The organism is Eudoraea adriatica DSM 19308, from assembly GCF_000382125.1.
Taxonomy (GTDB): domain Bacteria; phylum Bacteroidota; class Bacteroidia; order Flavobacteriales; family Flavobacteriaceae; genus Eudoraea; species Eudoraea adriatica.
Genome location: NZ_KB907548.1, coordinates 118,443 through 138,860, shown reverse-complemented (window position 1 = coordinate 138,860; position 20,418 = coordinate 118,443). Strand labels below are relative to the sequence as shown.

Genomic DNA, 20,418 nt, shown 5'->3' with positions numbered 1-20,418 from the left:
GCTTCAGTGGTAATGGTTATTCAATTTCTTCAAAATCTATGAACTCCCCTAGATGTTCGGAATCCTTTTTCCTTTTTTGAACTGTTTTTTTGTCAATACGTATTTCACCTTCGTTAATAGTTTCTTCGTGATTTTGATAGCCTTGAAACTGTTCAAATCTTTCTTTAAAATGCTTCTCAGTCCTTCGTGCAGCATAAGCAAATATTTTAGGACCAAACCATTTAGCAAATAATTTGAACATATAGTAGACCAGAAGAATTATTAAAATAGTTCTTAAAAAACCCATAATGTCTCTATTCTATATATCAAAAATACAATTCCAGCGTTGTATTAACATTACAAAATTCATAAAATAATAATAAAATCTGCCTAATGTTTCGAGTTGTTGAACTAAAAAATCCTAAAAATGCTCTCTTTTTAGTAGCATTATTAGTCCCATTATTAGGTATCTGCCAATACACAGATGTCATAAATTCTAACCGTCCGGGTTTATCTGTAAGTGCCTATGCCGTAGGCAAAGGAGTGCCCCAGTTAGAATTGGGATTTTCTTATGAAAAGCGGGACCACTCAGATCTGAATTATGATTCTAATATATACGGCTTAGATTTTTCGGTTCGTTATGGATTGTTATTCGAAACTCTGGAACTTAATTGGGAAGGCACTTACCAAAACCAGAATATCACGTACAATTCCTTAGGATTTAATGAATCCAGGACCAATTTTTCAAGAAATCGCATTGGTGCCAAATATTTGTTATTTGATCCGTTCAAAGATCCGGAAAGAAATAAGCCAAACTTATATAGCTGGAGGGCCAATAACAAATTTCAGTTTAAAAATTTACTTCCGGCAATTTCCGTATATGCAGGAGCCAATTTTAACATTGGAGACAATCCATTTCATCCAACCGATCCCACGGTTTCTCCAAGGGCAATGGTTGCAACACAGAGCAGGCTTACGCCCAGATTTGTATTGATTTCGAATATTTCCTATGACAGGATTGCCACGGATGATCCGGAATTAGGTTACACTATTTCCCTCTCTCATGCACTTAGAAATCCTAAATGGAGTGTTTTTTTGGAAAATCAGGGTATAAGCAGTGATCGATATTCCGACGTATTGTTAAGAGGTGGTGGAGCTTATCTGGTCAATGAAAATTTTCAGGTTGATGCATTTCTGGGAGGCAGTTTCAAGGATTCTCCAAGTCGCCTTTTCGTTTCCGTTGGAGCGTCATACAGACTAGACCTTCATAAGGATGTCCTTATCCCTATTGAAGATCAGAAGGCCGGTGAAAATGGCGGGGAAATTAAAAAGAACTCTATGCGAAAAAGTAAAAATAACAAAAAATCCAAAGGGCGAAATAAAGGAAAAGGAGCTGAGGATATAGATCTTGGACCATCTAAGAAAGATTTGAGAAAGTTGAAGAAATCTTCCGACAATGGAGTGATTGACTTCTGATAACCACTTCTTCTTATAAGTTCATTGTTATCTGAATTCGTCAAATTTGTCTTAAAATTTGACTCCTTTATCAAATATCTCTTATCTTGACCACACAAATAAATGGTATGGTAAGGCTCAAAGAAGCTACTACAAAATCGGATCTAAAAAAATTTATAAAATTCCCTTTTGCCCTTTATAAAAAATCACCTTATTGGGTACCACCACTTATTTCCGACGAATTCGAAACATTTAACAGAGAAAAAAATCCAAACTTTAACAGTGCAGAAGCCAGGTTTTTTCTTGCCTACAAAGAAAATAAACTAGTCGGCAGAGTTGCCGCCATTATTAATTGGATAGAGGTTAATGAACAACAAAACTCTAAAATGCGCTTTGGGTGGTTTGATTTTATTGATGACTATGAAGTTTCACAAACATTGCTGGACAAGGTAGCTGAAATTGGAAAAAATAATAACCTGGCTTTTATGGAGGGACCGGTAGGTTTTTCGAATCTGGATAAAGTAGGAGTACTCGTTGAAGGCTTTAAAGATATGGGAACAATGATTACATGGTATAACCATCCTTATTATAAAGATCATTACGAACAACACGGCTTTGTTAAAGAGAAGGAATATATGGAGAATAGATTTCCTGCAAGTAATACTAAACCTGAACACTTTGTTAAAATACAAGCCCTGATAAAAAAGCGGTATGGTTTAAAAGAAATGAATTTTACAAAATCTGCAGATATCATGCCCTGGGCCGATCAGATGTTTGATCTTTTTAATGAGACTTATGCAAAGTTATCTTCATTTGTTCCTTTAACCGATGAGCAAAAAGCCTATTTTAAGAATAAATATATTGGCTTAGTTAATCCGGAATATATAAAGTTTGTAATTGACAGCAATAACAGGCTGGTAGCTTTTGCTATAGTAATGCCTTCCTATGGGTCTGCCCTGCAAAAAGCAAATGGCAGGCTTTTTCCATTTGGCTTTTTGTATCTTCTAAATGCAAAGAAAAATAGCAGAGATGTTATTTTCTACCTTATTGGAGTTCATCCTGAGTACCAAAACAAGGGAGTTACTGCTATAATTATGAATGAATACCACAAAGTTTTTCAGGAGAAAAAAATAAGGAATTGTTACAGAACCCCTGAATTAGAGGAAAACGTTGCTATCCGCCAAATGTGGAAACACTTTGACCCTAAAATATACAAGCGAAGGCGCACATACAGAAAACAGCTATAGTAACCTGCCTATTGAATACCAGACCTAACCTTGAATTGAAATCGCGTCTGAACTTATTCCCCCATAGCCGCAGCAACCGCGGCAGATAATCTCTTATAGGTGCCGTTTTCCAATCGATCTCTAATCGCAGAAAATGCATCCAGTGTTACAGCGACATCTTCCAAAGTATGGGTAGATGTTGGTATCATTCTCAATAAGATCATTCCTTTTGGAATAACCGGATATACTACTATGGAACAAAAAATACCATAATTTTCCCTTAGATCCTTAACCAAGGCCATAGCTTCAGGTATACTGCCATTGAGATAAACAGGAGTTACACAGCTTGTAGTTGTTCCAATATCAAAACCCCTTTCTTTAAGTCCATTTTGAAGGGCGTTCACATTTTCCCATAGCTTTTCTTTCAATTCAGGTTTCGTACGCAACATATCAAGGCGTTTTAAGGCACCCTTAACATAAATCATTGGAAGTGATTTTGCGAACATTTGAGACCGAAGGTTATACTTCAAATAATCTATAATTTCCTTGTCAGCAGCCAGGAAAGCACCAATTCCTGCCATAGATTTTGCAAATGTCGCAAAATATACATCTATATCGTCCTGAACCCCCTGTTCTTCACCCGCTCCGGCACCTGTCTTGCCTAATGTCCCAAAACCATGGGCATCATCCACTAATAACCTAAAATTAAATTCCTTCTTCAGAGCCACAATTTCTTTAAGCTTACCTTGTTCCCCGCGCATTCCAAAAACACCTTCAGAAATAACCAGAATTCCTCCACCGGTTTGTTCTGCCATTTTACTGGCGCGCTCCAAATTCTTTTTTAAGCTATCTATATCGTTATGGACAAATGTAAATCGTTTGCCCATATGCAGACGTACCCCATCAATTATGCATGCATGTGAATCTACATCATAAACAATGATATCATCTTTAGAAACAAGGGCATCAATTGTAGATAAAATTCCCTGATAGCCAAAATTAAGCAGATAAGCAGATTCTTTATGGACAAAATCGGCTAGTTCTCTTTCCAGTTGCTCATGAAAATCTGTATGACCACTCATCATTCGGGCACCCATAGGGTAGGCTGCTCCATATTCCGCTGCTGTTTCCCCATCCACCTTCTTAATTTCCGGTAAATTAGCCATTCCCAGATAATCATTAATACTCCAGGTAATTACATCTTTACCCTGAAATTTCATTCTATTTGAAATAGGGCCTTCCAATTTTGGAAAAACAAAATATCCTTCGGCCTGGGATGCCCATTTACCCAAAGGTCCTTTATTCTCTATGATTCTGGCAAATAAATCTTTCATCTGGCCTAGTTTGGTTAGTGCACAAAATTATGGAATTTTGATCACGATTCATAAATTATTTTAACTCTAAATAAAAAGGCAACAGTTACTAACTGTTGCCTTCAAAATATAAACTATTTAACCTATTTTACATATTCAACGGCTTGCTCTTCCTCAACATTTTTACTGTCAAAAAAGCCCTGGTCACTCATCCACTGATCATTGTATATTTTGCTCATGTATCTTGAACCATGATCAGGAAAAATAACAACTACATTGCTATTTTTGGTAAATTCACTCTCGGAGCTCAATTGCTTGACCGCCTGCATAACTGCGCCACTTGTATACCCCACAAAAATACCCTCTTTACAAGAAATTTCCCTTGCCGTATGGGCACTTTCCTCATCTGTTACTTTTATAAATTCATCAATAACCTTGAAATCAGTTGCTTCAGGAATTAAGTTCTTACCAAGTCCTTCAATTCTATATGGATATATTTCATCATTATCGAATTCGCCGGTTTCATGAAACTTTTTCAACACGGATCCATAAGCATCAACTCCTATGATCCTGATATTGGGGTTTTGCTCTTTTAAAAATCTTGCAGTACCGGAAATAGTACCCCCCGTTCCACTACACGCAATTAAATGAGTTATATTTCCATTTGTTTGCTCCCATATTTCAGGACCTGTAGATTTATAATGTGCTAAGATGTTCAGTGCATTAAAATATTGATTAATGTAGACTGATCCCTTGATTTCTTCATGCAAACGTTTTGCCACCTGATAATATGATCTGGGATCATCTGCACTTACGTGAGCAGGACACACATAAACTTTTGCCCCCATAGATCTCAGCATATCAATTTTATCTTTGGAGGATTTTGAACTTACAGCCAATACACATTCATATCCTTTAATAATACTCACCATCGCAATACTAAAACCTGTATTGCCTGAGGTAGTCTCTATAATTGTATTTCCGGGCTCAAGAATCCCCGTCTTTTCAGCTTGTTCTATTATATAAGAAGCTATCCTATCTTTGGAAGAATGTCCGGGGTTGAAGGCTTCTATCTTTGCAAAAAAATTACCTTTAAAAGGTTTTGTAATTTGGTTTAGCCTAACAAGAGGTGTGTTTCCTATTAAATCCAGGATCGAGTTATGCGCGTTTATCTTATTTTTCATAAAGAAAGGTTAGGTCGATATATCTTTTCTGCCAAAATATTATCTGGCGACAAAATTACTATTTTTTTTTTATTTACCTGTTTTACCTTCTAAATCTATCAGGAAACTATATTCTTTAGCTGTTTCTTTCAATGCCTCGAATCTTCCGGAGGCACCGCCATGTCCTGCATCCATATTGGTATAAAGAAAAAGTTTATTTTCATCCGTTTTATAAACTCTAATTTTCGCCACCCATTTTGCAGGTTCCCAATATTGGACCTGAGAATCATGTAAACCTGTGGTTACGAGCATATTAGGATAGTCCTGAACCACAATATTATCATATGGGGAATACGATTTCATATAGTCATAATGCTCTTTATTATTGGGATCCCCCCATTCATCAAATTCTCCGGTGGTTAGTGGAATTGTATCATCTAGCATAGTTGTGATGACATCTACAAATGGCACAGCAGCTATTACCCCATTATAAAGTTCAGGATTCATATTAACTATAGCACCCATGAGTAAACCGCCGGCTGAACCGCCATATGCATATAAATGTTCCTTACTCGTGTATTTTTTTTCAATCAAAAACCTGGAGCAATCTATAAAATCTGTAAACGTGTTTTTCTTATTCAGGAGCTTCCCCTCTTCATACCAAGGCCGGCCGAGGTATTCTCCACCTCGCACGTGGGCAATGGCATAAACAAATCCCCTGTCTAAGAGGCTTAACCTTGCCGAAGAAAAATACGGATCTGAGGTACTGCCATAAGAACCATAGCCATATTGTAAAAGCGGGCTGGTCCCATCTAATTTGGTGTCCTTATGATAGATCAATGAAACTGGCACTTTAGCCCCATCGCGTGCCTCTGCCCATATTCGTTTAGAAAGGTAATTCTCTTTATTAAATTTACCTCCCAAAACTTCTTGTTCTTTTTTTATTTCCTCCACCTTAGTATTCATATTAAAATCAATTATGGCATATGGTGAAGTCATAGAATTATATACGTAACGAAAACTTTCCGTATCAAAATCAGGGTTTGCATAAGGATATGCAACATAGGTTTCACTATTAAATGGGATATAATAACTGTCAGTATCATCCCATTTGGTAATTTTTAGTTTATTAAGGCCATTATCTCGTTCCGTGAGGACATAGTAATCCTTAAATATTTCAATATCCTCTAATAGAATATCCGGTCTGTGCGCAATAAACTCTTCCCAATTTTCAGAAGATGTATTTTTCTCATCAACCTTCATTAATTTAAAATTGGTGGCTTTATCCCTGTTTGTGAGGATATAAAAATTGCTTTCAAAATGATAGATAGAATATTCCAGGCCCTTTTCCCTTTGAGAGAACAATTTAAAATTCCCATTGGGCTCATCCGCGTTAAGTATTTGAAATTCCGATGTTAAAGTGCTATAAGAACCAATAATGATATATTTTCTGGATTTGGATTTGTAAACAAATGTATTGAAGGTATCATCCTGCTCATGGAATATTAATTCATCCTCCACACCAGAATTACCCAGTACATGCTTATATATTTTATCTGATCGCAAAGTAACCGGATCTTTCTTTGTATAAAATATGGTTTTATTGTCATTCGCCCAGGCGGCGCTTCCTGTGGTATTATCTATTTTATCCGGATAAATTTCCCCTGTAACAAGGTTCTTTATCTGAATGTGGTATTGCCTCCTGCTTATTGTATCTGTGCCAAATGCAGCAAGTTTATTATCGGGACTTACGGTGATACCTCTAAGATCAAAATACTCGTGCCCCATTGCCAGCTCATTACAATTAAAAATTATCTCTTCTGCGGCTTCCAGGTTATCCTTTTTTCGGGAATAAACAGGGTACTCCTTTCCTTTTTCATACCTGGTTATGTACCAATATCCATTAAGTTTATAAGGTAATGATGTATCGTCTTCCTTGATACGGCCCTTCATTTCTTCAAACAATTCCTCCTGAAAAGTTTTTGTATGCTCGGTTAAGGCATTGTAAAACTTATTTTCTTCTTCCAAATAGGCGATTACTTCCTTATTATCACGCTGGTTTAGCCAATAATAGTCATCCACCCGAATATCACCATGTTTTTCTAATTTTACAGGTATACTATTAGCTTTGGGGGCCTCAATAACTTCCATATTTTGATTTTGATTCTGACAAGCAATGGCCACTATTAGAGCAAAGAACAAAACGATTCTCCTCTTAAGAAAGTGGGTCATTATAGCAATTTTTGAAGGCGCAATTTAGTAATTTTGATTTTAGTAATAATAAAACGTAAAATATGTTTGGAGACTTAGCAGGAATGATGGGAAAACTAAAAGAAACCCAGGAAAAGGTAAAAGCAACAAAAGAACGATTGAATTCTGTCATTGTTGAAGAAAAATCGTCTGATAACCTTCTTTCCGTAACCATTACGGCCAATAGAACTTTGAAAGCTATTAATATTGATGATGAACTGCTGAAAGACAAGGAGCAATTGGAAGATTATCTCGTACTCATTTTAAATAAGGCAATAGATAAAGCAACACGGGTAAATGAAACAGAATTGGCAGCAGTGGCCAAAGATGGAATGCCTAATATTCCGGGTATGGATTCCTTTTTTAAATGATTGGTCCATAGGGTTTAGACGCCTGATCACAAGGTGAATTGTGCGTTTCCTTGTTTGTTAATTATGTATGATAGTTGGTAATTATTTAATACTTTTAAAAAAAAGCACTACATGATTAAGATTAATAAGGAAGATAACAACACCTATAATTTTTCTTTAAATACCACCAATGGCAACACCTTGTTTTATAGTGTTGGATTTACTAGTAAAGAGGAGATTAGGAATGTTGTCAGTAGTTTGGATCAGCTCGATAAACAGCATTACATCTTTGAACGGAAGACAGACCATGATGGAAACTTTCTTTTTAATCTGAAAAACAAAAATGGACAACTCATTGGAAATAGCCAGCTTTATGGATCCGAAGCGGGAATGGAAAATGGCATAAAAAACCTTAAAAAAAGAATAGCTACCCTTAACAAGTCTGATTACTTAGAGGGTTTTTAAAGTTTTCAGCAAAGTATCGTGCATTTGATCAGTATAGTCCATATGAGTTACTATTCGAAGTTTCGAACTACCCATTCCAATTAAATGTATGTCCTTTTCCAGAAGTTTTTCAATAAAAGCCTGCTCCCTCAAATAATCTTCGTTTATTTCAAAGATTATAATATTGGTCTCTATGGGTTCCACTTTCTTTGTAAAAGGCAAACCTTGTAGTATAACACCAATTTCTTTAGCTTTTCTATGATCTTCCGCTAGTCGCTCAATTTGGTGATCCAGTGCGTAAATGCCCGCCGCGGCCATAAAACCAGCCTGGCGCATACCTCCCCCCAAAATTTTTCTAATTCGTAATGCCTGGTCTATCATTTCTTTGTCGCCTACCAAAACAGAGCCCACAGGGCATCCCAGCCCCTTGCTCAGGCAAACACTGATGGTATCAAATAATTCGCCATATTGTTTTGCAGATTCCCCTTTTTCAACCATTGCGTTCCATATCCTTGCCCCGTCCAAATGATAAGCAAGACCATGCTTTTCACAAACCTTTTTAATACGTTCGAGTTCAGAAAAATCCCAACATGCTCCGCCGCCCTTATTGGTAGTATTTTCTACGCACACAAGAGAAGTCAAAGGGCTATGATAAAAATCCGGAGGGTTTATAGCTTCCTCCACCTGGGCTGAGGTCATCATGCCCCGGTAACCATCTACTAATTTACAGGAAACTCCGCTATTAAAACTCACTCCCCCTCCCTCATAATTATAAACATGGGCATATTTGTCACAAATCAATTGATCTCCGGGATTGGTATGCAGTTTTATCGCAGTTTGATTGGTCATAGTGCCACTGGGAAAGTAAAGTGCTGCTTCCCTGTTAAACATAGCAGCCACCTTTTCTTCCAGCCTGTTAACTGTGGGGTCTGCCTTAAAAACGTCATCACCTACCTCTGCAGACATCATAGCATCCAGCATTCCGGGTGAGGGTTTGGTAACCGTATCACTGATTAAATTAATTTTCATGTGTCTGGTGTTTCTTTCTATTCCATACAAGCCATCCCTATGGGAGATCCATCCGGTATTTTAGGTGCTTCTATAACCTTAAATTCTGCCGGTTCGCTATAAAAGTAATCAATCCTTCTGATCATTTCCCGGACATCCAAATCATCTTTGCCGGCCTGCAGGCTTGCCTTAATTGATTTAAGTTGGTGATTTGCTATGGCATTTACCTGGGGATGAACAGCTTTATGGGCTGCCAGGTTCATAATATGATAAAGTACCCGGTAATTGATTGACCTCTGGACTTCATTAAAATATGGGTCTTTCAGGTCTTTGGCAATGGTATTTTGAACCAATTGGTCAAGGACATACTCCAATCCAATTTGCTGGGTATCCAGGCTTTTCTGTTGGATTAATCGCGATGTCCTTTCAGGGTGCAACAATACCCCTAAGGTCATATCCGAAGCTGTCTCAGGGGCAGAAAGGGCATCAAAAGAAACTCCTGTCCTGCCTTTAAATGATTCCCTGGTCCTGGGATATCCAATAGCTCTAGGCGGAAACAATGATAATTTGTCCTCCGGGATGGCAATTTCATTTGCATCTAATGTTTTTAGTAACACTTTAAGCGCTTTAACCTGCAGAGCTTTATCCACAGTTTCAACCGTTTTCTGACCATCGCCTTTCAAAGCATAGTTATAGTCCAGGCCACCAATCATTTTGGCTACTGCTTCTGTCTGATATCTGTGAAAAAAATAAAGTGGGGCAAAAACATCTTCCAAAGTGGTATTTGGTTCATTTTTTCGAATATTGTCTATAGAAAAATTCCCAATGGCTATTTCCCTGATCTTCAATACGTTTTCCAGCTCCGCACCTGCATTCTCACCGTTGTCCCACAAATGCGCCAATGCATGTGCCCCGCCCAGAGGCCTTGCGTCCTGGTCGGAAATAAAGCGAAATCCATTATTGATGGACTCCTCCAGTATTTTGTTCAGGGCTTGCTTTTCGTCCGTTCCTTTTGCAAATTCAGAATAGGAATAGGCTACAGTTGTTTTATCCCATTCTCCTATTCCTGTGTCATAAGCCTCGGAAAAATCAATCTCCCCATTCACAATTTTAAACTTAGGATGCGGATAATCCATTACAGAGGCTCTTTGATTGGTACTTGCCGCGAAATTATGCGTAAAGCCAAGTGTATGACCTATTTCGTGAGCAGACAATTGTCTGATTCTTGCCAATGCCAAATCCAGCATTGCATTGTAATTATCATCCCGCTCTTTAAAAGACTGGTTCATCAAAGCCTGCGCTATTAAAAAATCCTGTCTGATCCTTAAACTTCCCAAACTTACATGACCTTTTATTATCTCACCTGTCCTGGGATCTGTAATACTGCTGCCATAGCTCCAGCCCCTTGTAGATCGGTGTACCCATTGAATAACATTATACCTGACATCCAAAGGATCTGCCTCATCCGGCAACATCTTTAGCTGAAATGCATCTTTATAGCCTATGGCCTCAAATGCCTCATTCCACCACTTGCCCCCCTCTAATAAAGCCGATCTTACCGGTTCGGGCGTGCCGTTGTCCAGGTAATAAACAATAGGCTCAACGGCTTCACTTACTGCAGCCTCCGGATTTTTTTTAGACAAACGGTGTCTGGTAATGAATCGTTTTAAAATAGATTCCTGGACCGGTGTAGCATAGTCATAATATGAAAAAGGGTAGGATCCGCTTCTTGGGTCAAAAACCCGTTCTTTATAATTTTCATCGGGTAATTCAATGAATGAATGATGTTGCGCTACAGTGACCAGATTTGGGTTCGGGGTAACTGATCTGATAAAGTTTCCTTTGGGTTCTCCCTTGAAAGTAAGTGTTACATCAAACTCCATATTTTTTGGAAAGGCCTTCGTTCTTTCAAGTGCCATGGCACTTTTGGTCTTATCAAGCTTGTAAGTCCCCTGCTTTTTTTGCACGAGGGTATCTGCCACCCCAAAAGCATCCTGAATTAAAAAGTCGCTTAGATCAATGATGTACTTACCGTTTACTTTTTCCACTATTTCAAAACCAAAAAGTACAGATTTGGCAAAAGCCTGTTCCACAGATTTTTTTTCCAGATTATTGTCCGTAAGTGCCCTGTATTTTAAATTGGGTTGAATCAGAAGAAGTTTATTTCCCGCCTTTTTAAAATACACAACTTGCTCATTTCCAAGTTTCCCCCTATCCATACCTATATCATTACTTCCTATGCCACTACTCAAGGAATAAACATATAGAAAAGGCTTTTGAAGATCATCAATTTCCAGAAAAATCTTATCACTGGCTGCATCGTAATAAAAATCATAAAACCCTTCAAATTTTTGAAATGCTTTGCTTCCTTCAGTGAATTGCGCATTGGTAAATTGACATATGGCAAGCGCCATAATAAAGGACAAAATGTTTCTCATAGTCGGAAATTAAGGGCTAAATTTAGATAAATTCCACTAATAACTTAACGAAACTTGCTACTTATTGAAAATAATTAAATCCGCATTAATTTGTGGGTTATTTTAATTTATAACTAAAAAACAAGTACGATTATTTTGAATTATCCATTCATAAGCTTAGTAAAATCCACTATATTGATAAAAAGTAATTTGTATGACAAAAATCAAAAATCAGATCTTTTCATCCTACCTAAGAAATCCATCATTATATGATGAAATTTATGATAATGATGGAAATGTAAAAGAGGTTTACAAAAAGCTTTTTGATTTATATGGGGAGCATTCCATAGAAGATTATGCCAGCCTTAACGTCAAAGCCAGGTCTTCTTTCTTTAATCAGGGTATTACATTTCAGGTTTATAGCAAGAAAAAGTCTCAGGAAAAAATATTCCCATTTGATTTATTTCCCAGAATAATTGATCCAAAAGAATGGGACTTTATAGAGCGTGGTGCAATTCAACGCAGTAAAGCACTTAATCTTTTTCTTTGGGATATTTATCATGAAAAAAAAATAATCAAGCAAGGCCTGATACCAATGGAACTAATAAGTTCCTCAGGGAATTACTTGCACCAAATGATGGGAGTAGATCCTCCGGGCGATATATATAATCATATCTCCGGAATAGATATTATCAAACACAATGATGGTAATTATTATGTATTGGAAGATAATATTCGCTGTCCTTCCGGGGTAAGTTATGTTATTTGTAACCGTACCGCTCTTAAAAGGGCTCTATTTGGAGTTTTTAACCATTATCAAACCCATACGGTCACTGATTATGCCGAAAATTTATTGGAACTACTTGAAACAACTAAACCCCATGGGGTTGATATACCGGTATCTGTTGTTATTACTCCGGGGATGTACAATTCTGCCTATTATGAGCATTCATATCTGGCAAAAACAATGGGTGTTGAATTAGTTGAAGGCCGTGATCTTTTTGTAGAGAATGATTTTGTGTATATGAAAACTATCAGAGGTCCTCAAAAGGTAGATATTATTTACCGCCGTATTGATGATTTATTTATTGATCCCTTAGAATTTAAACCCGATTCTACATTAGGGGTTCCCGGCTTATTCGCAGCATACAAAAAAGGCAATGTAACGATAGCCAATGCTCCCGGAACAGGAGTCGCTGATGATAAGGCAGTTTATACATACTTGCCGGAAATAATCAGGTACTATTTAGATGAAGAACCCATCTTGAATAATGTTCATACATACCATTGCAACAGACCGGACGAATTAAAATATGTTTTGGACAACATTCAACGACTGGTCATCAAGCCTGTAGACGAGGCTGGCGGATACGGAATCTCAATTGGCAATAGATTGACCAAAAAAGAAATTGAAAAGGTAAAAAAACAGGTTAAGTCAGATCCAAGAAGATATGTAGCACAGCCCATTATGTCTCTTTCTGTGCACCCTACCTATATTGCAGAAAACGAATCCTTTGAACAACGGCATGTAGACCTTAGAGTATTTACCGTACTAGGTAAAGATAAAGAGTTTGTACTTAAGGGAGGTTTGACCAGGGTGGCTTTAAAAAAAGGAAATTTAATAGTTAATTCATCGCAGGGAGGTGGTTCCAAGGACACCTGGGTTCTAAAAAAATAAATAAATTATGCTTGCAAGAGTAGCAGATAACCTTTTTTGGATGGGCAGATACATTGAACGCTCTGAACATATTGCCAGATATCTAAGCGTTAATTATTTTTCTTCCCTTGATGCTCCTAATGATTTGTCTCAATCCAGGCAATTTGTATTGCGATCTATGCTATTTATGGTTGGCGAGCCGCAACTAGATCAATCCGCAGATATTAGTGAAGAGGAAGTACTTTTTAATATTGGTCTGAACCCCGAATCAGCATATTCAATAATTAACAATGTAAAAAATGCACGCGAAAATGCCAATAGCGCCCGGGATCTTATCTCTACCGGGCTATATGAGTCTATAAATAAATTTTATCATTTTATAATAAACTACGATCCCGCTGTTCTTGTAAAAAATGGTCTTCATGACTTTACAACAAATGTTACCGAAATGACGGCCATTTTACGTGGTAAAATTCGCGGCACATTATTACACAATGAGGCTTATGCAATAATAATGATGGGCGTAAATATTGAAAGAGCTACTCAGATAATTCGAATGATTAATGCCAAATATCGTGATGCACTGGAAGCACAAGGCAGCTATGGAGATAAGTTTAGCAATAGTTTTGAGTGGACTACCTTATTAAAATGTGCTGAATCATATGATATGATGAGGCGTTTGTATAAAAAACCTCCTAACAGCATCTCAACTTTGGAATTCTTGATTTTAAACCCAAACTGCCCAAGATCTATTATGAATAGCCTAAACCAGGTTTATAAACATATTAGGGAGTTAGACACAAGCAAACACTACAATAAAAATGCTACGGCATTCCTGGTTGGCAAAGTAAGATCAGAGTATGAATATAAACACATTGAAGAAATAGAAGGGGATATTCAGAGTTTTATTGAAGATATACTTAGCAGTTTAGTGCAAATCAGCACAAAAATGGAAAAGGAGTATTTCAACTACTAAAATCATTTTCTATCACCTACCTTAGTACGGCTATAAAATACTTATGTCATTAGAATATTCCATTGTTTATAGAGCTGAAAACCATTATGATTCATGGATTACAGATGCACATTGGCAATTTCTCATCATTCCTGAAGAAAATGATACACAAACTCATATCAAAATAGATTTTAAAAACTCCGTTCATGCTATTAATGAACATTCTGTAAACGGTTATGGTTTCAACACTATCCGTGTACAACCAAGGGAAAAATTTAAAGACATTTCTTTTGAAGCCAAATTCAGTTTAGTAAAAAAGAAGGTTAATCCTTTTGATTTTGCAGATGAATTCAGCAGGGAACAAGCTTTTAAGAAAGTTCAGGAATTGGAATTTAAAGTAGACTTTGAACCCTTTCTAAGAACAACGCATTTTACGGCCATTCCGTCAAATCATGACAAAATATTCAGCTTTAATGAATCCAAGTCTATTTTTGAAAATCTTCAGGATCTCAATCAATGGGTTTTTAATCACATCTATTACACAACCAATGTTACGGATGTCAATACTACTTTGATAGAAATTATCAGTAACAGACATGGGGTTTGTCAGGATTTTGCCCATTTGTTTTGTGCTTTAGCCAAGCAAAATGGAATCCCTGCTAGGTATGTTTCGGGATATCTCCATCAGGGAAATGGATATTTTGGAGATTCACAAATGCATGCCTGGACCGAAGCTTATGTTCCGGGCATAGGCTGGTTAGGCTTTGATCCAACGAATAACCTAATTGCAAGTGACAACCATATTAAAGTCTCACATGGAAAAGATTATAATGATTGTTCTCCATTAAAAGGAGTAGTTTACGCAAGTGGAAAAAATAAAACCAAACATTCTGTGCAGGTTGTTGCTCAACAGCAGCAGTAATAAAAGTAAATGATTTAATAATCATCAAATACCAAATAAAAGATTATTATTTTTGAATGAAAATTTAAATAGATGGTAACAACGGATCAGCAGAAGGATCTTTTTGAACGCCTTGGCGCGTTGAGGAGGTATCTTTGACATAGATGCCAAACTAATAGAAATAGAAAACGAGGAGGAAAAAACCCTGGCTCCGGATTTTTGGGACGATCCCCAAAGTGCGCAGTTGCAAATGAGACTTGTACAATCCAAAAAAAAATGGGTTACAGATTTTAATGCCGCAGAAGGTTTCGTAAACGATCTGGAAATTCTGATGGAATTTGCGAAGGAAGGTGAAGTCTCGGATGAAGAAGTAACCAATCAGTACCAAATTGCCTTAGAGGCCATAGAAAATCTCGAATTCAGAAATATGCTCTCTGAAGAAGGGGATAATATGACCGCAATTCTACAAATTACCGCTGGTGCGGGGGGGACTGAAAGTTGCGACTGGGCTGCCATGCTAATGCGGATGTATATGATGTGGAGTGAGAAAAATGGCTTTAAGGTAAAAGAACTGAACTATCAGGAAGGTGATGTAGCAGGTATTAAAACTGTTACCTTAGAAATTGATGGTGAATATGCATTTGGCTGGCTTAAAGGGGAAAACGGTGTTCATCGTCTGGTGCGTATTTCGCCATTCGACAGCAATGCCAAAAGGCATACCTCTTTTGCATCTGTGTACGTTTATCCATTGGTTGATGATAGTATTGAAATAGAAATAAACCCATCGGATATAGAAATTACCACTTCCAGATCAAGCGGAGCTGGCGGACAGAATGTAAATAAGGTAGAAACAAAAGTACAACTGGTACATAAACCTACAGGCATTCAAATTTCATGTTCCGATTCCAGGTCGCAGCACGATAACAGAGCTACTGCACTTAAAATGCTAAAATCTCAACTATACGAGATTGAATTGCGCAAGAAGCAAGAAGCCCGAAGCGAAATAGAATCTTCAAAAATGAAGATAGAATGGGGATCGCAGATAAGAAATTACGTTATGCACCCATACAAATTAGTGAAAGACGTTCGTACAGGACAAGAAACCGGTAATGTGGATGCTGTAATGGATGGCCAAATTAATGAATTCTTAAAGGCCTACCTTATGGCGATGGGCCAAAAGGAGGTTTAGATCAAAAAAATATCAATATAGGACACAAGCATACAATAATTAGCCAATAATGATAAAAATCTATCACAATCCAAGATGTCGAAAATCCCGGGAGGGATTGGCAATAGTTGAAGCTTCAGGGGAAGATTTTGAAATTATTAACTATCTTGAGGAAGTACCCGGAAAGAAGGAGTTTCGGAAAGTCTTAGGTTATTTGTCTTTAAGTCCGGAGCAGTTAATACGAAAAAATGAAGCAATCTGGAAAGAAAAATTCAAAGGAAGAGTTTTATCTGATGATGAACTTATTGACGCTATGCTTGAATACCCTAAATTAATAGAACGGCCAATAGTAATTAAAGGAGATAAGGCAGTAATTGGCAGACCCCCCGAAAAAATAATTGAACTATTAAAGTGAGGCTATAGTAGAAAAATTTAAGAGGTGTCCTGTAATAATGGTAATTATATTATAATTTTGTCTGATCTCCCAGTGCTTTTAACATTGATTTAAGCACAGGGTAATAATACATAGTTTAATTTTATCGAATATTGAAAATAATGAAGTTTGATCGCAACTATTTTGTTTTAGTCTTTTTGCTCCTGGCAATAATGCCTTTAGCAAACGCTCAGTACGGTTATAATAATGGGTATAACAATCCATATAACCGGGGTCGGCAGAGTCCAATACCTCGCACCCCGGAACCTGAAAGAAAGCCTGAAAACCTTACCGCAGAAGAAATCGTGGATAGAGAAATGCCAAAAATAATTGAGGCAATAGACCTGAATGATTTTGAGCAGGCTGTAGTTTCGGCTATACTTACGAAGTATGTGCAACAAAGCATTGAACTCCAAATTTTGAAGTTACCGGCAGATAAAGCCAGAGAAGCGGCTGAAAAAATACGCGAAAATCAAAAAGATGAATTGCAGGCTGGTCTTCCGGAAGAAAAATTTAACAAATTGGTAGAACTTCAAAAGCAAGGGTATAAAAAATTAAAAAAGCAAAAGAAAAAGAAAAAGAAAAAGAAAGAGAATTCTGACGATATAGAATAATAATTCTAAATCCGAAGTAACTATTTCTTTATTCCGTGTTATTGCCTATCATACAAGTTCTAAATACATTTAATCGCACATTTCTTAATCAATAATCACAATTGCACTTAGCCAGCTTAAGGTGCAAACCTGCCGTTCACTGGAATCCTTATGTCGTTTAAGGAAGAATGTTTCCGCTCTTTAGTTATTTATAACAACTTTGAGTCAGGATAATACATGCCTGGGTCATTATTAATAACTATGGATCAATATATATTTTGGATTAATAAAATTATGGGAAGAAAAACCAAAAAAAATGCAGGAGCATTCAAAATAAGTTTTCTAATTGCCTTAAGTTGCTTATTTATCCATTTGAATGTGTATTCCCAAAGACCGGATCCAATTACAATTACCGGAAAAGTAATTGATTCTGAAACTGGCGAATCGCTTGAATATGCAACCCTGGTTTTACAATCCGCGGAAAATCCGGAGCGTATTACCGGCGGGTTAACTGATGCCAACGGCCAGTTTAGTGTAGAAACCGCGCCTGGTCAATACAACATAAGAATTGAATATATTTCCTATAAAACATTTGAACTCAAAGCCCAGAGCATAAGGCAATCAACAGATTTGGGAACCATAGAATTACAAATTGATGCCGAGCAATTAGAGGAAGTAGAAGTAATAGGAGAAAGAACAACTATAGAGCTTCGACTTGATAAGAAAATATACAATGTAGGCCAGGATCTTACAGTAAGGGGCGGGTCTGTAACAGATGTTCTGGACAATATCCCATCTGTTACGGTAGATGTTGAAGGAAATATTAGTTTGAGAGGAAATGAAAGTGTCAGGATACTTATTAATGGTAAGCCTTCTGCCTTATCAGGAATTAATCCTGAAACATTGCAGCAATTACCGGCTGAAACGATTGAAAAAGTGGAGGTTATCACAAATCCATCCGCTCGTTATGATGCTGAGGGTACGGGAGGTATTATTAATATAATACTGAAACAAGGAAAAAGTTCAGGTTTAAACGGATCTGTGAATCTTTTTGCCGGCTACCCTGATAATTATGGTGGAGCCCTAAGTTTAAATCTTAGGCGGGAAAAATTTAACTTTTTCTTCAATACAACTTATAGATACCGAAATGCACCTGGCAATGCCTTGTTTGAGCAGGAAAACTATAATCCTGATGGCTCTACGGATAGTTTTCAAAATGAAATCCGTGACTACCAAAGGCAAAATGAAGGATTTAATAATAATTTTGGTTTTGAACTATTTATAAACTCTTCGACAAGTATTACCAATTCTTTTGTTTACAGGACTTCTACTGGTGAAGACACTATAAATATTGATTTTTTTAATTTTGACTCTATTGGGGATCCTACTGTTCAGCGTAATAGGTTTACAACTGAGGGAGAAGATGAAAATGACATTCAATACTCGTTCAATTTTGCAAAGAAGTTTGATGATGAAGGACACGAATTAGTAATTGATTACCAGTTTTCAACGGGTTCAGAAGTTGAAAATGCCATTATAAATGAAATAGTGCTCAATGAGAACGAGAGACTTCCGACAGAGCAGACCATTAATGATGAAAGTCAAATAAATCAATTGGTCCAAATGGAATATGTGCTTCCCTTTAGCAAGGATAAGCAGTCACAATTTGAATTAGGTTACAGAGGGACTTTTAACACCTTTGATACAGATTTCAAATTCGGACTATTTGAGGACGGCAATTTAATAAGTGATCCCAATTTCAGTAACCGGCTTATTTACACGGAAAACGTAAATGCGGCATACGTACAATTAGGTAGAAAATTCAATAAATTCAATGCTCTTGGGGGATTGCGTATGGAAGCTTCTGATATAGGGATAGAATTGGTAACTACCAATGAAGTAAATAATAAAAATTATGTGGACTGGTTTCCATCCCTTTTTCTAGGTTATGATTTTTCTGAAATGGATAAAATAAGTATGAGTTACAGCAGAAGGTTAAGAAGGCCCCGCTCACGATTTATCAATCCATTTCCTTCCAGATCAAGCAATACCAATTTATTTCTTGGTAACCCGGATCTTAATCCTACTTATACGAATGCCTTTAATTTAGAATATCTGAAACGATGGGAAAAGGTAACTTTTACAAGTTCGGTCTATTACAACTATTCAACAGGTGTATTTCAATTTATAACCCTTGAAACGGGAGATTTTGTAGAAATTGAAAACCCCGATGATCCTGATAATCCGGTTTTCGTACCTGTACAGGTCAGAACCCCCATTAATCTGGCAACGGATACTCGCTATGGAATGGAATTTACAACTGTCTACGTTCCTAAAAGGAACTGGCGCTTTACTTTGAATTTCAATATATTTGATCAAAAATTACGTGGAGACTATACCTATACCAATTCTCAGGATGAGGAAATAACACAGGTCTTTGATGCGGACAACCTGGCATGGTTTACCAGGTTTAGCGCTAAAATTCCGCTCCCGGGGAAAATAGATTTTCAGGCCAACCTGTTTTACAGAGGCCCTACGGAAAATGCCCAAAGCCTGAGTAAAGGAATTTTAAGTACCAATTTGGCGTTCAGCAAGGACGTAATCAAAGACAAGGCCACCCTTTCACTCAACGTAAGTGATCTTTTTAACAGCAGAAAAAGAAGAAGTGAAACCCGAACAGAAAACGTGTTTACCTACAGTGAATTCCAGGGGCGGGAAAGACAAATAACTTTATCTTTTTTATATCGGTTCAATCAACAAAAGAACCAAAGGAACGGTAGCGGAAGAAGAAATGGTAATGGTGAAGATTTTGAATTTGAAGGATCTTAAATGGAGTATCCTTAAAGTAAAAAGAAGCCTGTCGGCTTCTTTTTTTATTTAGTACGTTCGGCTCTTCTTGCTTCGCGTTTTTCTTTCCATAATTCCATAAGATTGCCTCCCAGCCAATATGGAACAACAAATAATAATAAAAACATCATTAACCAAAATCCTATAGTAACAATGGTTAAAAAAGCTAAAAATCCCAAATACTGATCAAATTCGAACATATCTTATTCTTTGGAATACAAAGATAGTTTGAAAATAGTGATTTCAACAAATCAAAGTC

18 protein-coding genes are annotated in these 20,418 nt (G+C 37.0%); 11 read left to right on the top strand and 7 right to left on the bottom strand.

Annotated elements, in window-relative coordinates:
- Positions 1-16: 16 nt before the first annotated feature.
- Positions 17-286 carry a DUF4834 family protein gene (locus G504_RS0107600; protein WP_019669560.1) on the bottom strand — a complete coding sequence of 90 codons (270 nt, stop codon included), beginning with the start codon at positions 284-286 and terminating at the stop codon, positions 17-19.
- A gap of 86 nt (positions 287-372) precedes the next feature.
- Here G504_RS0107600 and G504_RS0107595 point away from each other — a divergent pair, with 86 nt between their 5' ends.
- Together G504_RS0107595 and G504_RS0107590 are read left to right on the top strand one after the other, a co-directional pair.
- The gene (locus G504_RS0107595) at positions 373-1,455 is read left to right on the top strand and encodes a transporter (RefSeq protein ID WP_019669559.1); all 1,083 of its coding nucleotides are present in this window, start codon (positions 373-375) and stop codon (positions 1,453-1,455) included.
- Between the two features lie 107 nt (positions 1,456-1,562).
- Positions 1,563-2,681 carry a GNAT family N-acetyltransferase gene (locus tag G504_RS0107590; protein ID WP_026348456.1) on the top strand — a complete coding sequence of 373 codons (1,119 nt, stop codon included), beginning with the start codon at positions 1,563-1,565 and terminating at the stop codon, positions 2,679-2,681.
- A 53-nt stretch (positions 2,682-2,734) separates the two neighbouring features.
- On the opposite strand, the gene G504_RS0107585 is transcribed toward G504_RS0107590, so the two are convergent.
- The 3 genes from G504_RS0107585 to G504_RS0107575 all read right to left on the bottom strand — a co-directional run bounded on the left by G504_RS0107585 (position 2,735) and on the right by G504_RS0107575 (position 7,368).
- The gene (locus tag G504_RS0107585; RefSeq protein WP_019669557.1) at positions 2,735-3,994 is read right to left on the bottom strand and encodes an aminotransferase class I/II-fold pyridoxal phosphate-dependent enzyme; all 1,260 of its coding nucleotides are present in this window, start codon (positions 3,992-3,994) and stop codon (positions 2,735-2,737) included.
- A 122-nt stretch (positions 3,995-4,116) separates the two neighbouring features.
- The gene (locus tag G504_RS0107580) at positions 4,117-5,157 is read right to left on the bottom strand and encodes a PLP-dependent cysteine synthase family protein (RefSeq protein WP_019669556.1); all 1,041 of its coding nucleotides are present in this window, start codon (positions 5,155-5,157) and stop codon (positions 4,117-4,119) included.
- A 69-nt stretch (positions 5,158-5,226) separates the two neighbouring features.
- Positions 5,227-7,368 carry a S9 family peptidase gene (locus tag G504_RS0107575; RefSeq protein WP_026348455.1) on the bottom strand — a complete coding sequence of 714 codons (2,142 nt, stop codon included), beginning with the start codon at positions 7,366-7,368 and terminating at the stop codon, positions 5,227-5,229.
- A 62-nt stretch (positions 7,369-7,430) separates the two neighbouring features.
- Between G504_RS0107575 and G504_RS0107570 the strand changes: the two genes are divergently transcribed.
- Together G504_RS0107570 and G504_RS18390 are read left to right on the top strand one after the other, a co-directional pair.
- Entirely contained in the window at positions 7,431-7,757 is a 327-nt protein-coding gene (locus tag G504_RS0107570; protein ID WP_019669554.1) for a YbaB/EbfC family nucleoid-associated protein, read from the top strand.
- Between the two features lie 111 nt (positions 7,758-7,868).
- Positions 7,869-8,201 carry a YegP family protein gene (locus G504_RS18390; protein ID WP_019669553.1) on the top strand — a complete coding sequence of 111 codons (333 nt, stop codon included), beginning with the start codon at positions 7,869-7,871 and terminating at the stop codon, positions 8,199-8,201.
- Here G504_RS18390 and G504_RS0107560 read toward each other — a convergent pair.
- Together G504_RS0107560 and G504_RS0107555 are read right to left on the bottom strand one after the other, a co-directional pair.
- The gene (locus G504_RS0107560) at positions 8,187-9,209 is read right to left on the bottom strand and encodes a threonine aldolase family protein (protein ID WP_019669552.1); all 1,023 of its coding nucleotides are present in this window, start codon (positions 9,207-9,209) and stop codon (positions 8,187-8,189) included. The genes G504_RS18390 and G504_RS0107560 overlap by 15 nt on opposite strands.
- A gap of 17 nt (positions 9,210-9,226) precedes the next feature.
- A complete protein-coding gene (locus tag G504_RS0107555) occupies positions 9,227-11,626 on the bottom strand; it encodes a zinc-dependent metalloprotease (RefSeq protein WP_019669551.1) in 2,400 nt (799 codons plus the stop codon).
- A 193-nt stretch (positions 11,627-11,819) separates the two neighbouring features.
- Between G504_RS0107555 and G504_RS0107550 the strand changes: the two genes are divergently transcribed.
- The 7 genes from G504_RS0107550 (at position 11,820) to G504_RS0107520 (ending at position 20,141) form a co-directional block, all read left to right on the top strand.
- Positions 11,820-13,283 carry a circularly permuted type 2 ATP-grasp protein gene (locus G504_RS0107550; protein WP_019669550.1) on the top strand — a complete coding sequence of 488 codons (1,464 nt, stop codon included), beginning with the start codon at positions 11,820-11,822 and terminating at the stop codon, positions 13,281-13,283.
- A 7-nt stretch (positions 13,284-13,290) separates the two neighbouring features.
- Entirely contained in the window at positions 13,291-14,238 is a 948-nt protein-coding gene (locus G504_RS0107545; RefSeq protein WP_026348454.1) for an alpha-E domain-containing protein, read from the top strand.
- Positions 14,239-14,281: 43 nt separating this feature from the next.
- Positions 14,282-15,139: a transglutaminase-like domain-containing protein gene (locus G504_RS0107540; RefSeq protein WP_019669548.1), complete on the top strand. Its 858-nt coding sequence runs from the start codon at positions 14,282-14,284 to the stop codon at positions 15,137-15,139.
- 72 nt (positions 15,140-15,211) lie between these two features.
- Positions 15,212-16,307, top strand: a protein-coding gene (prfB, locus tag G504_RS0107535) for a peptide chain release factor 2 (RefSeq protein ID WP_157473132.1) whose coding sequence is annotated in 2 segments (ribosomal slippage) — positions 15,212-15,274 and positions 15,276-16,307 — 1,095 coding nt in all. Because the reading frame shifts where the segments join, the coding sequence is not laid out codon by codon here.
- A 49-nt stretch (positions 16,308-16,356) separates the two neighbouring features.
- Positions 16,357-16,701: an arsenate reductase (glutaredoxin) gene (arsC, locus tag G504_RS0107530; RefSeq protein WP_019669546.1), complete on the top strand. Its 345-nt coding sequence runs from the start codon at positions 16,357-16,359 to the stop codon at positions 16,699-16,701.
- A 140-nt stretch (positions 16,702-16,841) separates the two neighbouring features.
- Positions 16,842-17,333, top strand: a complete 492-nt coding sequence (locus G504_RS0107525) for a hypothetical protein (protein WP_019669545.1) — start codon at positions 16,842-16,844, stop codon at positions 17,331-17,333.
- Positions 17,334-17,606: 273 nt separating this feature from the next.
- Positions 17,607-20,141 carry an outer membrane beta-barrel family protein gene (locus G504_RS0107520; protein ID WP_157473129.1) on the top strand — a complete coding sequence of 845 codons (2,535 nt, stop codon included), beginning with the start codon at positions 17,607-17,609 and terminating at the stop codon, positions 20,139-20,141.
- 44 nt (positions 20,142-20,185) lie between these two features.
- Here the strand turns inward: G504_RS0107520 and G504_RS19770 are convergent, their stop codons facing one another.
- On the bottom strand, positions 20,186-20,359 hold the full coding sequence (locus tag G504_RS19770; RefSeq protein ID WP_019669543.1) for a hypothetical protein: 174 nt from the start codon (positions 20,357-20,359) through the stop codon (positions 20,186-20,188).
- Positions 20,360-20,418 lie beyond the last annotated feature (59 nt).